This window comes from Corallococcus sp. NCSPR001 (genome assembly GCF_017309135.1).
In the GTDB taxonomy this organism is placed as follows: domain Bacteria; phylum Myxococcota; class Myxococcia; order Myxococcales; family Myxococcaceae; genus Corallococcus.
Genome location: NZ_JAFIMS010000002.1, coordinates 7,159,592 through 7,174,023 on the forward strand (window position 1 = coordinate 7,159,592; position 14,432 = coordinate 7,174,023).

Consider the following 14,432-nt stretch of genomic DNA (forward strand, 5'->3'; position numbering starts at 1 on the left):
CACGTCCGCTCCCTTCGTGTCGTCAGTGGATGAGATAGAAGGCGTCCTGGCGCGGCACGAAGAACCGCCAGCCTTCGTCCGTCAGGTACGCCGGATCTTCCTGCATCACCGCCACCTTCTGCCCGTCCCACTCTGGCACGGGCGTGACGGTGTTGAGCTCGACGGCGAGGTACGAGCCCTTGCGCAACAGCCGGGGCGCCTCCGAGCGCGACGCCGCGCGGAAGTCGATGGATGCGCCCAGCGCATGGCCCTGCGCGCCCAGGGGATGGCTGTACACCTTGGCCTCGATGCCGCGCTCCTTCATCTCCGCCATCGTCGCGTCGTAGACGTCCGCGGACGAGCGCCCCGGCCGCGACGCCCGCAGCATCAGCGCGTCCTGCAGCGTCCGCGTGTTCTCCAGCGCGCGCTTCAGCCCCTCCGGCGCGTCCGTCTCCCCCTCCTTCAGCACGTACGCCATCTTCTGCCAGTCCGTGCTCAACCCCAGCGCCGACACGCCGAAGTCCACGTGCACGAGGTCGCCGCGCTGGATGACCACCGCCTCGTCCGCCACCGCCAGGAAGCCTCGGGAGAAGCCGTCCTTCATGCCCTGCCGCTGCACGCGCAGGTCCGGCTGGAACCACGTGCCCACGCGCGCCTCGAACAGCGCGTCGTAGAGCCAGCGGCGCACGTCCCCCACCGTCGTCTTGCCGGGCACCACCACCTCGTTGGAGAGCGCCCGCTTCACCAGCGACTCCGTCAGCACCACCAGGTCGCGGTAGGGCGTGAACTCGCCGGGCAGCCGCGTGTCCAGGTACTCCTCGATGAGCGGCGCCGCGCTCACGAAGCGCGCTTCCGCGGACGGGCCCAGCGCCTCCACCAGCCACTTGTAGGTGTCGTGGGTCAGGCTGCGCGTCACGCCCCGCCGCCCGTCCATGGCCAGCGCGATGGTGCGCGGGTGGTAGCGCGCGTCCAGGTCCGCGAGCGCCTCCGCCTGCTTGCGCTCCACCGAGGGGGACTCGAAGAAGCGCGACACCGCCTCCGTGGCGTAGCCCGTCAACGCGACCTTCTGGAGCCCCGCGTCGCCCGCGTCCACGAAGACGAACACGTCACGGTTGCCCGCGTACGGCATGGGCGGCGCGACCCAGGCCGTCAGCGGATCATCGTGGAACTCCTCGTTGACCACGACCCACATGGCCACGCCGTGCCGGCGCATCATGTCCAGGAGCAGCCCGTGCCGCTCCTTCAGCCAGGTCTCACGCAGGGCCCGCTCCTGGGACGGCGGCGGCACCGGTGGAGTCTTGAGGGCGGTGGGGGCGCTCGCGGGAACGGTGGCACATGCCACCAGACAGCCCAGGCTCAGGGCGGGCAGGACTGCGGGCCAACGCTTCATGTCGGGAACTCCAGGTCGGGAAGAAGGTGGAGCAGCCTAGCTCGCCCGAAAAACCGAAGCCCCCCGCTCCCGGAACCCATGGGTTCCGGGAACGGAGGGCCTGGGGCGCATTCCCACCTGCTCACCCGCTCGGAAGTCCTCGCTCCCTCACGCTTCCGGATCCCGTCCCCCCCGGTCCGGGACACCTGGGATTCGCGGAGCCTCACGGCCCGCGAATCCACTGGAAGCGGCGGCCCTCCCCCGAAGGCCGCGTGGAGCGCGGACATCCAACCGCGCGCGCCGTTACTTCAGTAGCTGGCGACCCAATCCAGGTCGCTGTCTTCGAAATCGAGGAGCGATTCCCCGCCTTCGTGCCGGGAGTCCTCTTCCCCGTCCCCCTCCTGCTCGTCGGCCCGGTACCCCTTCGTCTCCCGGGCCTCGTCCTCCGGCCGCATGCCCGCGCCCCCGTTGGAACCGGGCGCCCACAGCGCGCCGTCCCCCTGGCTCCACGCATCGATGCGGTACATCACGTCCCCCCGGGTGCGGTGCCTTTCCGTCCCCCTCGTCGCCGCCGCCACGCCGCGCCTCGATAAATAGACGCCGACCGCCAGAATCCTTGGGTCGCGCCTAATCATTTCAAGAAGGAGCCCCCCTGCCGGAGGGCCTGGGCCCGGATTCCGGCCTCCTCGCTCCACCCCGGCTCCCCCCGGCGGGCCACGGCCTCGAAGGCCTCCGCCGCCTGGAGCGGGAGCCCCATGGCCCGGAGCACCAGCGCCCGGTTCCACAGGGCCTGGGGATGGTCCGGCGCCTGACGCAGCACGCCCTCGAGCAGGTCCAGGGCGCGCCGCCACTCCCCGGCGGCCATCGCCACCACGGCCCGGTCGCTGTCCCGGTCCAGCGAGGGGGCGCTGCGCGCCAGGAAGTCCGATGCCTGACGCAGTTCGCCACGCACGAGGTAGGCCGCCGCGATGCCGTGCAGGTCCCCCCGCTCCTCCAGCGCCGCCAGGGTCCGCAGGGGCACCGGCGGTTCGCTCGCGAGCGCCGCGCCCCCCGCCCCCGTCCGGACGGGGACGTAGGGCAGGTAGCGGTCCGCGGCCGGGTACGCGATGCGCGCCTCCAGCTCCCGCGCGGACGCATCCGCCCGCCACGCGTCCCCCGGCCGGAAGCCGTCCCCGGTCATGAACGCAGTGAGCGCGCCCAGCCCCATGGCCAGCACCGCCCCCAGCGCGTGCCGCCACCACCGGCCTCGCGGCAGGGCGAAACGGAACGGCGCGCGGACGGGGGCGGGGGGAGGTGGCGCGTCGTTGTGCGCCACCGCGCCACACAGCGCCTGGACGCTGAGCATCTCCAGTTGCATGGCATCATGCAGCCCGCTGGCGCACGCACGGCAGAGGGCCAGATGGAGCCGGAAGTGCTCCTCGTCCTCCGATTCCAGCTCCCCATCCAGGAACCGGTAGAGCTTCTTGCACCAGAGATCCATCACGCGTCAGGGCCCGGAGTCGAGCGGCAGCCTCCCGTCTCTTGCGAAACGCGAGCGGGACCAATCCTTGGTGGATTCCGCTGCCAGCGTTCGCCGCTGGCGCCCCCGCCTGCCCTCCAGGGAGGAGCAGGCGGCCGGAGCCCGTGCGCTCAGCGGCGCGTGCGGGGGCGCAGCAGCGTCGCACCGGCGCGGCTGGTGCGCGGGCACGGGAGGCGCGGCGCGCTGACGGCCTCCACCGCCTCCGGCTTCGCGAACCAGGGGCAGCAGTTGGCGCACCCCGGGCAGCGGCGGCGGAAGCGGCGGGCGCCCTGGTGCCACGCCCGGCCCTCGCGCTCCGGAGCCGGGGGCGCGGCGAGCACGTCCCCGGGCCAGTTCTCCGGCACGTCGTTCCAGTCGGACCCGGGCACCGTGTCGCGGGCCTGGCGTGCGGACACCCAGCGCTCGCTCTCCGCGGCGTCCTCCAGCGCGAGCCTCGCGAGCATCTCCAGTTGCAGCAGGTCGTGGAAGCGGCGGGCGCAGACGTCGCAGGTGGACAGGTGGCCCCGGACGCGGCGCTGGTCCTCGGCGGACAGGCTGCCGTCCAGGAAGGGCTGGAGGTCCTCACACTCACACGCGGTGCTCATCGTTCCCTCTCCTGGCGGCGGCGTTCCGCGGTGTCGTGGAGCATGGCCTTGAGGCGGCGGCGGGCGTGGAAGAGCCACGTGCCCACCGTTCCCGCGCTGGGGGTGTTCATCCGCCGGGCGATCTCCGCGTGGCGCAGGCCCCGCGCGTGAAGTTCGAATGCCTGGCGCAGCTTCTCGTTGAGCCGCGCCACGGCCTGGCGCAGCTCGTCCTCCGTGACGCACTCCCACTGCTCGGGCTCCGGCGCGTCCTCCGGGTCCTCGAAGAGCATGTGGACGTTGTGCAGGTCCACCCGGCGGTCCGTCTCCGCGCCCTGGCGGCGGCACTGGTCCAGGAACCGGTTGTGCAGCACGCGCACCAGCCACGCGCGGCGTGCGGGCTCCGGCCAGCGCTTGAGCCGCTCCCATTGCAGGAGCGCGCGCAAGAGCACGTCCTGCACCAGGTCGTCGCAATCACTGGCACTCTTGCCGCAGACATTGCGCGCGATGGCGACCAGCACCGGCTGATGGCGGATCGCGAACGCGGCGAACTCCCCTCCAGAGCCTTCCCGGACTGGCGGCTCCTCCCTCCCTGGCACCATGCGACCGCCTCCCTTCCCTCCAGAGAACGCCGAGGGCCGGATTCTTTTTTTCTCATGGATGCGACAAACGCTGTCGCGCTTCTTTACGCATCACGCAAACCAGTACGGCTGCAACACTTCAAGCAGACGCCAATTCCTTGCATGGAATAGACAGACATCCAGGGACTCCCCGGCCCAATGTCTCTCCATGGGTGAGAGCTGCTCCGGGGTGGCGCGAACCGGACCCAGCGTGAAAAAGGGGGCGGAAAATGCGCGTCTCGCCGCGTCGTGTTCCGGCCCGGGAGGAGGCCCCCTGGGGCCCTGGGAAGCGCCCCGCGGCGTAACTCCCCCCTTGCGTGCCTGGGGAGTCCTTTGGTCCTCTTGGGCCACCGCCGTATGCCCATGGAAACCGCCGCCGACAGCCGAGAGTACCGCGTGGTCTTCTTCTGCCCCGCGTCGAACGCCCGGCTCGAGCGGCTGGAGGTCCCGGTGCGCCGGCTCCTGTCGCGCATCCAGGCGCCGCCGGCGGAGCTGGCCCCGCTGAGCGAGGCCGGGGCGCTCACGGAGGCCGGGTGGCAGGTCTACCTGGTGCGTTCGCTGACGGAGCGCAGCGCGGCGCAGGCCATGGCGGCCTACGTCAGCGAGGCCACCTGCGCGCTGGCCGCGGAGGTGGACGCGGAGGTGCTGGGGCTCTACGTGGACGTGTCCGGGGACTCCGCGCGCATCTGCCGCTGCGGTCCGGAGGACGGGCCGGAGACCTTCGCCGGGCGGAGGCAGGCCGCGCTCACCCGCACGTCCGAGTGGCTGGAGGTCGCCCCCGCGAGCCTGTCCGCCCTCTTCCAGTTGGATCCGCCGGACGCCGAATACGAGCCGGACGCGGACGACCGCTTCGTCGAGGAGAAGCTGCGTGAAGCGCGAGCCCTGATGGAGCGCTACCGCACCGCGGTGAAATGAGGTCGAGCACCCCGGAGGACCTGTCCGGCCGCTGCGAGCGGTGCTACCTGCCCACGGCCCTGTGCCTGTGCGAGGACGTGCCCGTCATCCCCACGCGCACGGAGCTGCTGATCATCCGGCACAACAAGGAGTCGCAGAAGAGCACCAACACGGCGCGCATCGCGGCGCTGGCCCTGCCCCGCTGCCACATCGTGTCGTATGGCGCGCCGGGAGCGCCTTTCGATGCATCGGTGCTGGACACGCCGGACACGTGGCTGCTCTTCCCGGACGCACCGGAGGCGGAGGGGCCGCCGCCGAAGCGGCTGGTCATCATCGACGGGAGCTGGGCGCAGGCGCGGCGCATGGTGCAGCGCGTCCCCGCCTTGCGCCGGCTGCCGGGCATGAGGCTGCCGCCACCCGCGCCGGACACGCGCCGCCTGCGCAAGCCGCCGCACCCGGACGGGATGTCCACGCTGGAGGCCATGGCCGGCGCGCTCGCGCGGCTGGAGGGCGAGGAGCTCGCGAAGCCGCTGCTCATGCTGCACGAGCTGATGATTGAGCGCGTGCTCGCGAGCCGTGGCCGGCTGGGCTGGGAGAACTACCTCTAGCGACCTACTGGAGGACGACCTTCTGCATCTCCGCCGCGAAGGGCACGGGCTCCAGGAAGCCCGTCACGCGCGGCTTCGTCAGCACGGTGCCGTCCGGGTTCACGAAGGCCACCGTGGGCAGGCCCTCCACGCCCAGCTTCTCCATCAGCGCGTCCAGGTGGTCCTCGCTGTTCGTCGCGTCGATCTTGATGGTCAGGAAACGGCTGTCGCTCGCCTGGGAGATGACCTCCGTGGACGGATACGTCAGCCGGTCCAGCTCCTTGCAGGCCGCGCACCAGTCCGCGAAGAAGTCGATGAGCACCGGGCGGCCCTCCTGCTTCGCCGCCGCGAGCACCTGCTCGAACTGGCTCGCGTCGAACGTCGCCTTCTTCGCCGGCATCACGTGGTGCCACTGCCAGGACGGCGCGACCGGGCGCTCCTGGAGCCCCATGCGCACCCAGAGTTCCCCCACGGGCCGAGCGTCCAGCGCGCCGCCGCGCACCACCAGCGCGCCCACCACCAGCGCCACGCCCAGCGCCTTGAAGCCGAAGTCGCGCGCGCCCTCCTTGAACGAGCGGTGCACCGCTCCCACGAGCACGCCCACCACCACCAGCACCGCGGCAATCACCGCGCCGGGCACCTGGCCCACCTCGGCGCCCAGCGCCTTAACGTGGTCGCGCGCCCAGGGGAAGGCGTCCTTCAGGTACGAGAACGCGAGCGCCACCAGCATGATGCCCAGCACGCTCTTCACCCACTCCATCCACACGCCGCCGCGCGGCAGGCGCACGGTGAACACGCCGATGAGGAAGAACGGCACGCCGATGCCCAGCGCGTAGATGAACAGCAGCGTCGCGCCCAGCGTCGTGTTGGCGGACTTCGCCACGAAGGCCAGCAGGCCCGTGAGCACCGGCCCCGTGCACGGCGCCGCCAGGAACCCGGACACGCTGCCCATCACGAACGCACCCGCGATGCCCGTGCCGCCCACGTTGCTCAGCTTCGTCTGCATGGACGACGGCAGCGCCAGCTCGAACGCGCCGAACATCGACGAGGCCAGCAGCAGCAGGAACACCGCCAGGCCCACCACCACCACGGGGCTGCCCAGCATGGAGCCGAAGGCCTGGCCCGTCTTCGCCGCCAGGATGCCCAGCGCGCTGAACACCACGCCCATGCCCACGATGTACGACGTCGTCAGCGCCAGCGAGCGGCCCCGCGCCTCCGCCTTCCTCGCGCCGAACACCGACACGGTGATGGGGATGAGCGGGTACACACACGGCGTCATCGCCGTGAGCAGGCCGCCGGCGAACACCACCAGCGCGCCCCACGCGAGGTTCCCGGACTCCAGGAACCGGGCCGCGTCCAGCCCGGCGCTCGGGCCCGTGGGCAACAGCCACGGGACCACCGCCACCACGACTCCCGCCACCACCGCCGCCAGCGTCAGCTTCTTCGTGTCCATGCGAGCCTTACGCCTCCGCGCGTCCGGACCTTCGGAGGCTCCCTTCTATATGCGGAGGCTGGCGACGCGGCTACCCCGCCGGCATCTGCGCGGGGGAGGCAGGCACCTTCAGCCCCGCGGAGCGCGCCAGCCCCATCACGCCCTCCACGGCGGCGGCGATGTAGCCAAAGGGGTTCGCTCCATCCACCGCCGTCACGTGCACCTCGCCCATCCGCTGCTGGAAGGCCGCCGCCACCTGCGGCAACTGCTGCGCCAACGTCAACTGGATGACCTCCGGGCTCACCGAGTTCTCGATGTCGCGCAGCGTCTTCGCGCGCTCCATCTCCAGCCCCTGCTGCGCGCGGGAACGCCGCAGCTCCAGCTCCGCGATGCCGGCTTCCGCCTCCGCGATGGACTGCTTCGTCAGCAGCACCTGGAGCCGGGCGGACAGTTGCTCGGCCTCCTGCCGGGCCTCGGCGAGCCGCACCTCGTGACGCGCGGCCTCCGCCTCCTGCTGGCGGCGCATCCGGTCCAACTCCACCTGCGCCTTGGCGGCCTCCGCCTCCTGCTCCCAGCGCAGCTGCTCCAGCTCCCCCTGCGCGCGGTTGTAGGTGAGCTGCCGTTCGCTCGTGAGCCGCGCCTCCTCCAGCCGCGCGTCCGTGGCCAGCGCCTCCAGGCGGGCCTGCTCCTTCAGGGCCTGCGTGCGCGTGCGGACCTCCTCCTGCGCGGTCAGCTTCGCGAGCGCGACCTCCCGCTCCACGGACGTGCGCTCCTGCTGCTGCTGGCGCACCTGCTCCATCTTCGCCTGGGCCAGCCGCGCCTCCACCGCGAGTTGCTCCAGCCGCGCCTGCTCCTCCGTGGCCTGCGTGCGCTGGCGGACCTCCTCCTTCGCGGCGAGCTTCTGGAGGTTGAGCACGCGCTCGGCCTCCGTCTCCTCGCGCCGCACGAAGCGCTCCTTGGCCAGCTCCGCCTCGCGTGCCTGGCGTTCCTGTTCGCGGCGGAAGCGGGCCTGCATGTGCTCGAAGACGGCGCTGGAGAGCACGCGCACGTCCTGGATTTCAATCGTATCCAGCAGCACGCCCCAGCCGGAGTCGGTGCGGTCCTCCAGCCGGCCCCGGCCGGAGAGCACCGGCGCGATCTCACGCATCAGCTCCTCGGCGATGCCCTCCTTGCGCCGGGTGAGGCACTGCTCCACGGTGAGGTTCGCCACCAGCCGGCGCGCCGCGCCCACGAACATCTCCCCGAGCAGCTCCGCCAGCTTCTCCTGCGCGCGCTCCGGGTAGCTGAAGTTGAGCATCCGGAAGGCCACCAGCGGATCCGCGATGCGGTACACCGCCAGGCCCGTCACCGCCACGCCCACCTTCTCGCTCGTCACCTGATCCGCGGTGAACTGGAACCGCTGGATGCTGGTGGGCACGATGGCCACCGAGTCGCCCGGCAGCTTGAAGCAGCTCGCGCCCTGGCCGCTCACCTCGCGCACGCGCCCCCGGCGCATGTGGATGAGGAACTCGCTGGGCCGCGCGGTGATGAGCCCCCACTTCTTCACCTTGTCGGGGTCCTCCGCGGGCTTGCCGGCCCGCCAGCCGTCCGTGTAGCGGGAGCGATCCAGCCCGCCCTCCAGGCGGATCAGCGACGGCCGCCCCGCTCCGTCCTGCGTGTCCTGGGCGTTGTTCCGGGCCTGCGACTTCGCGTTGGCGCTCATGTCTGGCACCCTCCGCGCCAGCTCCAGTGCAGGCGCCCGGCCATGCCCGGCGGGGCCGCGAAACGGGCACTTATGGGCGCGCGAAGCGCTGTTTCGGATCACCCCGCGCCAACCTGGCGCGGCCGGAGTGCTCCACTCTGGAGGAGCGTTGAATCAGGCCGGCGCACTCCGCACGCCACGACCCGATGCGTCGGAGACAGGGGCCTCGGACCCCATGTTCCCTTGACCCGAGGGGGGTCGATTTTATAATTGACCAGTCCGGTCCACATTCGTGTGGGCCCATGTAGACCCTGCCGCTGCGCGCGGACCCACCGCGTCGCCGGGGAGCGGAGGGGTGTTCCACCCTCCTGCGTCACTTCTTCCTGAGGACTTCATGCTGAGCCTGCCCATCTACATGGACAACCACGCGACCACCCCGCTCGACCCGCGGGTGCTGGAAGCCATGTTGCCCTACCTCCGCGAGGACTTCGGCAACGCGGCCAGCCGCAACCACGCGTTCGGCTGGAAGGCCGAGGCCGCGGTGGAGAAGGCGCGCCGGCAGGTGGCGGACCTCATCGGCGCGTCGGAGAAGGAGATCGTCTTCACCTCCGGCGCCACCGAGTCCGACAACCTGGCCATCAAGGGCGTCATCGAGTTCTACAAGTCCAAGGGCGACCACATCATCACCCTGAAGACGGAGCACAAGGCCGTCCTGGACACCTGCAAGCGCCTGGAGCGCGTGCGCCAGGAGCGGCTGGACGAGCTCAAGCTGCTGCGCCTGGGCCAGCTGGCCGAGCGCGACGTGACGCCGGAAGAGGTCCCGGAGCTGGCGGCGAAGTTCAACCTGGACGCGGACGAGACGTACAAGAAGTGGGCGGAGATGCCCACGGGTGGCGCGCGCGTCACCTACCTGGACGTGGAGCGCGACGGCCGCGTGAGCCTGGAGAAGCTGGCCGCGGCGATGACGCCCAAGACGGTGCTCGTCTCCATCATGTTCGCCAACAACGAGATCGGCGTGGTCCAGCCGGTAGCGGAGATTGGCAAGCTGTGCCGTGAGAAGGGCGTCCTCTTCCACTGCGACGCGGTGCAGGGCGTGGGCAAGGTGCCCTTCGACGTGGAGAAGATGAACGTCGACCTGGCCTCCATCAGCGCGCACAAGATGTACGGCCCCAAGGGCGTGGGCGCGCTGTACGTGCGCCGCAAGCCGCGCGTGCGCATCGCGCCCATGGTGGACGGCGGCGGTCACGAGCGCGGCATGCGCAGCGGCACGCTGAACGTGGCGTCCATCGTCGGCTTCGGCACGGCGGCGGAGGTCGCGAAGCTGGACCTGCCGGAGGAGTCCGCGCGCCTGTTCCGCCTGCGTGAGCGGCTGCGCACCGGCATCATGGAGCAGCTGGACATGGTGACGGTGAACGGCAGCCTGGAGCACCGCATGCCGGGCAGCCTCAACATCTCCTTCTCCTACGTGGAGGGCGAGGCCCTGATGATGTCCATCAAGGACGTCGCGGTGTCCTCCGGGTCCGCGTGCACGTCCGCGTCGCTGGAGCCCTCCTACGTGCTGCGCGCGCTGGGCGTGGAGGAGGACATGGCGCACAGCTCCATCCGCTTCGGCCTGGGCCGCTTCAACACGGAGGAGGAGGTCGACTTCGTCATCCGCCTCGTGGTGGACAAAGTCCGCAAGTTGCGAGACATGAGCCCCCTGTACGAGATGGCCAAGGAAGGCATCGACCTCAAGAGCATCGAGTGGACCGCCCACTAGGCGCTCCCCTCCTCTCAAGATTTCCCGCCGGGCACGGGAGCCCCCGCCCGCCTGGCCGCGCATCGGTTGCCCGGATGGCGCATCAGTTCAAGCGTTGTGTGAAGGAGCGTTAGACGCATGGCTTACAGCGAGAAGGTCATCGAGCACTACGAGAACCCCCGCAACGTGGGGACGCTCGACAAGAACGACCCGAACGTCGGCACCGGTCTCGTGGGCGCCCCCGCTTGCGGCGACGTGATGCGCCTCCAGCTGAAGATCAGCGACTCGGGCGTGATTGAAGACGCGCGCTTCAAGACCTTCGGCTGCGGTTCCGCCATCGCGTCCAGCTCGCTCGTCACCGAGTGGGTGAAGGGCAAGACGGTGGATCAGGCCATGACCATCTCCAACAAGGACGTGGCCCGGGAGCTGGCGCTGCCCCCGGTGAAGATCCACTGCTCCGTGCTGGCCGAGGACGCCATCAAGGCGGCCATCGAGGACTTCAAGAAGAAGCGCGCGTCGCGGCAGGCCTGAAGCTTCCGCGCGGTACTTCTTCTCACTGGATTGAGGACGACCCCATGAACGAGCAGGCCCAGACGACCCAGGCCCCTCAGACGCCCCCCAAGCCGGCCCCCAGGGGCATTGGCCTGGCGGACAGCGCGGTGGCGCGCCTCAAGCAGCTCCTGGAGGAGCGCCAGACGCCGGAGGCCGGCCTGCGCATCGCCGTGAAGGGCGGCGGGTGCTCCGGGCTCCAGTACTCCATGGAGTGGTCGGAGAAGTCCCGCGAGCGCGACAAGGTGTTCGAGCGCGACGGCGTCCGCGTCTTCGTGGATCCGAAGAGCTACCTGTACCTCATCGGCACGGAGCTGGTGTTCGAGCAGACGCTGATGGCGTCCGGCTTCAAGCTGAACAACCCCAACGTCAAGGCCGCCTGCGGCTGCGGAGAGAGCTTCTCCGTCTGAGTCAGCACGGCCTTCCCGCCCGCCCCGTTGGTCAGGGAGCTGGCAGCAGGGGTCCGGCCCGGTGCCGGGCCCCTTTTTCGTTTCCCCCATGAGGATGTGCGCACCGTGAGGACCCACTTCGACGTGTTCGGGCTGCCCCGCTCCCACGCCGTGAACGTGCCGGCGCTGGAGAAGCAGTACCGGGAGCTGTCGCTGCAGTTGCACCCGGACCGCGTCGGCCCCGGTGACGCGAAGGCGCGCCTGGCCGCCGTGGAGGGCACCACCGCCCTCAACGAAGCCTTCAAGACGCTGAAGGACCCGGTGCGCCGCGCCTTCTACCTGCTCAAGCTCCACGGCGTGGACCTGGACCGCGAGGACGCGGGCGCCCAGAAGGACATGCCCCTGGAGTTCCTGGAGGAGGTCATGGAGCTGCGCGAGGCGCTGGATGAAGCCATCGCGGCGAAGGACCTGCCCGGGGCCCAGGCCATGGCGAAGGACGTGGCCGGCCGCAAGGCGGCGGCGTTGCAGGAGGCCGTCGCGGCGCTCGGTTCGCTGGAGGCCGCGGAGGATTCTCCGGACGGGGTGAGAAAGGCATCGCACGCGCTGGGGCGGGTGCGCTACTTCACGCGCTTCCTCGAGCAGGTGGACGCGTTCGAGGAGGAGGTGCTCGCGTGAGCAACAACGGCTATCTGCAGATCCACGACCCGCTCAAGCCGAAGGGCCACGTGGTGGGCATCGACCTGGGCACCACCCACTCGCTGGTGGCGTCCGTGTCCCAGGGCAAGCCCCGGTGCGTTCCGGTGGATGAAGGCGACTCGCTGCTGCTGCCCTCCGTGGTGCATTACGGGAAGGACGGCGGCGTGTTGGTGGGCGTTCGCGCCCGGAAGCTCGCGGCCGAGGCCCCCACGGACACCATCGTGTCGGTGAAGCGCTTCATGGGCCGCAGCCCGGACGACCCGGAGACGCGCAAGCTGGGCCACTACGACTTCGCCCCCGGCGCCAACGTGGTGCGCTTCAACGTGGCCGGTGGGCAGCCGGTGACGCCCATTGAAGTGTCGGGCGAAATCCTGCGCGCCCTGAAGCGCCGCGCGGAGGCGCACTTCTCCGGCAAGGTGGAGCAGGCCGTCATCACCGTGCCCGCCTACTTCGATGACGCCCAGCGCCAGGCCACCCGCGACGCGGGGAAGCTCGCGGGCCTGGAGGTGCTGCGCCTGCTCAACGAGCCCACCGCCGCCGCGCTGGCGTACGGCCTGGACAAGGGCAGCCAGGGGATGTTCGCCGTCTATGACCTGGGCGGCGGCACGTTCGACATCTCCATCCTCAAGCTGGAGGACGGCGTCTTCGAGGTGAAGTCCACCGGCGGCGATTCCGCGCTGGGCGGCGACGACTTCGACCGCGCCATCGCGCAGCAGGTGCTCCAGAAGCGGGGCGTCCAGGCCCCCACCCCCGCGCAGGTGGCGGAGCTGATGGTGGCCGCCCGCCGCGCGAAGGAGGCGCTCACGGAGGCCCCTGAGGTCACGCTGAGCGTGGACGGGCATTCGCAGCCGGTGTCCCGCGCGGACTTCGAGGCGTGGATCCAGCCGCTGGTGGCGAAGACGGGCGCGGTGTGCCGGCGGGCGCTGAAGGACGCGGGCGTGGCGGCGGGTGAGCTGGACGGCGTCATCCTGGTGGGCGGCTCCACGCGCGTGCCCGCGGTGCGCCGCTTCGTGGCGGAGCTGTTCGGCCGCGAGCCCCTGGGCGACATCGATCCGGATCAGGTCGTGGCGCTGGGCGCGGCGGTCCAGGCGAGCCTCCTCACCGACACCGGCCGCCAGGACGAGGTGCTGCTGCTGGACGTCATCCCCCTGTCGCTGGGCCTGGAGACGATGGGCGGCATCACGGAGAAGCTCATTCCGCGCAACTCCACCATCCCCACGGCGGCGGCGCAGGTGTTCACCACGTTCAAGGACGGCCAGACAGGCCTGGACGTGCACGTGGTGCAGGGCGAGCGCGAGCTGGTGCAGGACAACCGCAGCCTCGCGCGCTTCACGCTCTCCGGCATCCCCTCCATGGCGGCCGGCATGGCCCGCGTGGAGGTGCGCTTCCAGGTGGACGCGGACGGCATCCTGTCCGTCACCGCCAAGGAGCAGAGCACCGGCGTGGCGCAGGCCATCACCGTGAAGCCCAGCCACGGCCTGACGGAGGAGGAGATCGAGAAGATGCTCCTCGACTCCATCGACTTCGCGGAGGACGACATCCAGGCCCGCCAGCTGCGCGAGCAGCAGGTGGACGCCGAGCGCGTCCTCGCCGAGGCCGACCGGCAGCTGCGTGAGAACGCGGCGCTGCTCCAGGCCGGCGAGCCGGAGGCCATCCAGGCCGCCATGACCCGCGTGCGCGAGGCCGCCGCGGGCAAGGACTACCTGGCCGTGAAGGAGGCCCTGCACGCGCTGGACGAGGCGTCCCGGGCCTTCATCGAACGGGTCATGAACCGCGCCATCACCCAGGTGGTGTCCGGCCATTCCGTGGAGGAGTACTGAGCCGTGCCCAAGGTCACCTTCAAGAGCCCCCTGGCCGAGGTCGCCGTGGACGTGCCCCCGGGCACCACCCTGCTGGACGCCGCCGAGAAGGGCGAGGCCCAGGTGGGCCACAGCTGCGGCGGCGTGTGCGGGTGCTCCACGTGCCATGTCTGGGTCCGCAAGGGCCTGGACTCGCTGAGCGAGCAGCGGGACGACGAGATGGACCGCCTGGACATGGGCTTCGACGTCCGGCCGTACTCCCGCCTGTCCTGCCAGACGGAGGTCGGCGGTGAGGACGTCACGGTGGAGATCACCGAGGAGTCCCTCGTCGCCTTCATGGACGAGAACCCGGCCATCCGCCGGAAGCTCGAGTCCGAAGGCCGCTGGCCGCTGAAGAAGTAGGCGAAAAAAAGGGTGTTGACCGGGCGGGGGAGGTTCTCTATACGTCTCGCCCATCACGGCGCCGCGAGGCACCGCGAGCCACCTGCCCAGGTGGTGGAATTGGTAGACACACTAGATTCAGGGTCTAGCGCCTGCAAGGGCATGGAGGTTCGAGTCCTCTCCTGGGCATGAAGTAAACGAAGGGCCCCGACCACAAGTCGGGGCCCTTTTTGTTTTCC

At 70.6% G+C, this 14,432-nt stretch carries 15 protein-coding genes and 1 tRNA gene; 9 read left to right on the forward strand and 7 right to left on the reverse strand.

Annotated features, from left to right (window positions below; translation table 11 throughout):
• Nucleotides 1-22: 22 nt before the first annotated feature.
• The 5 genes from JYJ93_RS30505 to JYJ93_RS30525 all read right to left on the reverse strand — a co-directional run bounded on the left by JYJ93_RS30505 (nt 23) and on the right by JYJ93_RS30525 (nt 4,029).
• Entirely contained in the window at nt 23-1,369 is a 1,347-nt protein-coding gene (locus JYJ93_RS30505) for a M24 family metallopeptidase (RefSeq protein WP_206798082.1), read from the reverse strand.
• A 287-nt stretch (nt 1,370-1,656) separates the two neighbouring features.
• A complete protein-coding gene (locus JYJ93_RS30510) occupies nt 1,657-1,875 on the reverse strand; it encodes a hypothetical protein (RefSeq protein WP_206798083.1) in 219 nt (72 codons plus the stop codon).
• Between the two features lie 104 nt (nt 1,876-1,979).
• Nucleotides 1,980-2,828 carry a zf-HC2 domain-containing protein gene (locus JYJ93_RS30515; protein ID WP_206798084.1) on the reverse strand — a complete coding sequence of 283 codons (849 nt, stop codon included), beginning with the start codon at nt 2,826-2,828 and terminating at the stop codon, nt 1,980-1,982.
• Between the two features lie 149 nt (nt 2,829-2,977).
• On the reverse strand, nt 2,978-3,451 hold the full coding sequence (locus JYJ93_RS30520; RefSeq protein WP_206798085.1) for a zf-HC2 domain-containing protein: 474 nt from the start codon (nt 3,449-3,451) through the stop codon (nt 2,978-2,980).
• Nucleotides 3,448-4,029 carry a sigma-70 family RNA polymerase sigma factor gene (locus JYJ93_RS30525; protein WP_120564062.1) on the reverse strand — a complete coding sequence of 194 codons (582 nt, stop codon included), beginning with the start codon at nt 4,027-4,029 and terminating at the stop codon, nt 3,448-3,450. The genes JYJ93_RS30520 and JYJ93_RS30525 overlap by 4 nt, the downstream gene beginning before the upstream one ends.
• A 381-nt stretch (nt 4,030-4,410) precedes the next feature.
• On the opposite strand from JYJ93_RS30525, the gene JYJ93_RS30530 reads away from it, so the two are divergent.
• The gene (locus tag JYJ93_RS30530) at nt 4,411-4,962 is read left to right on the forward strand and encodes a hypothetical protein (RefSeq protein WP_206798086.1); all 552 of its coding nucleotides are present in this window, start codon (nt 4,411-4,413) and stop codon (nt 4,960-4,962) included.
• Entirely contained in the window at nt 4,959-5,549 is a 591-nt protein-coding gene (locus JYJ93_RS30535) for a tRNA-uridine aminocarboxypropyltransferase (RefSeq protein ID WP_206798087.1), read from the forward strand. Before JYJ93_RS30530 ends, JYJ93_RS30535 begins: the two co-directional genes overlap by 4 nt.
• Before the next feature lie 4 nt (nt 5,550-5,553).
• Here JYJ93_RS30535 and JYJ93_RS30540 read toward each other — a convergent pair whose 3' ends face one another.
• Nucleotides 5,554-6,981 (reverse strand): cytochrome c biogenesis protein CcdA, encoded by a 1,428-nt coding sequence (locus tag JYJ93_RS30540; protein ID WP_206798088.1) that lies wholly within the window; start codon nt 6,979-6,981, stop codon nt 5,554-5,556.
• 70 nt (nt 6,982-7,051) lie between these two features.
• Nucleotides 7,052-8,662, reverse strand: a complete 1,611-nt coding sequence (locus tag JYJ93_RS30545; protein WP_206798089.1) for an SPFH domain-containing protein — start codon at nt 8,660-8,662, stop codon at nt 7,052-7,054.
• Between the two features lie 376 nt (nt 8,663-9,038).
• Between JYJ93_RS30545 and JYJ93_RS30550 the strand changes: the two genes are divergently transcribed.
• The 7 genes from JYJ93_RS30550 to JYJ93_RS30580 all read left to right on the forward strand — a co-directional run bounded on the left by JYJ93_RS30550 (nt 9,039) and on the right by JYJ93_RS30580 (nt 14,382).
• Nucleotides 9,039-10,400 carry an IscS subfamily cysteine desulfurase gene (locus JYJ93_RS30550; RefSeq protein WP_242544778.1) on the forward strand — a complete coding sequence of 454 codons (1,362 nt, stop codon included), beginning with the start codon at nt 9,039-9,041 and terminating at the stop codon, nt 10,398-10,400.
• A gap of 117 nt (nt 10,401-10,517) precedes the next feature.
• A complete protein-coding gene (gene iscU, locus JYJ93_RS30555; protein WP_120553652.1) occupies nt 10,518-10,910 on the forward strand; it encodes a Fe-S cluster assembly scaffold IscU in 393 nt (130 codons plus the stop codon).
• 44 nt (nt 10,911-10,954) lie between these two features.
• On the forward strand, nt 10,955-11,338 hold the full coding sequence (locus JYJ93_RS30560) for an iron-sulfur cluster assembly accessory protein (RefSeq protein WP_206798091.1): 384 nt from the start codon (nt 10,955-10,957) through the stop codon (nt 11,336-11,338).
• Between the two features lie 105 nt (nt 11,339-11,443).
• A complete protein-coding gene (gene hscB, locus JYJ93_RS30565; RefSeq protein WP_206798092.1) occupies nt 11,444-11,992 on the forward strand; it encodes a Fe-S protein assembly co-chaperone HscB in 549 nt (182 codons plus the stop codon).
• Entirely contained in the window at nt 11,989-13,833 is a 1,845-nt protein-coding gene (gene hscA / locus JYJ93_RS30570) for a Fe-S protein assembly chaperone HscA (RefSeq protein ID WP_206798093.1), read from the forward strand. Before hscB ends, hscA begins: the two co-directional genes overlap by 4 nt.
• 3 nt (nt 13,834-13,836) lie before the next feature.
• Entirely contained in the window at nt 13,837-14,214 is a 378-nt protein-coding gene (locus tag JYJ93_RS30575; protein ID WP_014395282.1) for a 2Fe-2S iron-sulfur cluster-binding protein, read from the forward strand.
• Nucleotides 14,215-14,298: 84 nt separating this feature from the next.
• Nucleotides 14,299-14,382: transfer RNA gene (locus JYJ93_RS30580), tRNA-Leu, on the forward strand.
• Nucleotides 14,383-14,432: the final 50 nt, after the last annotated feature.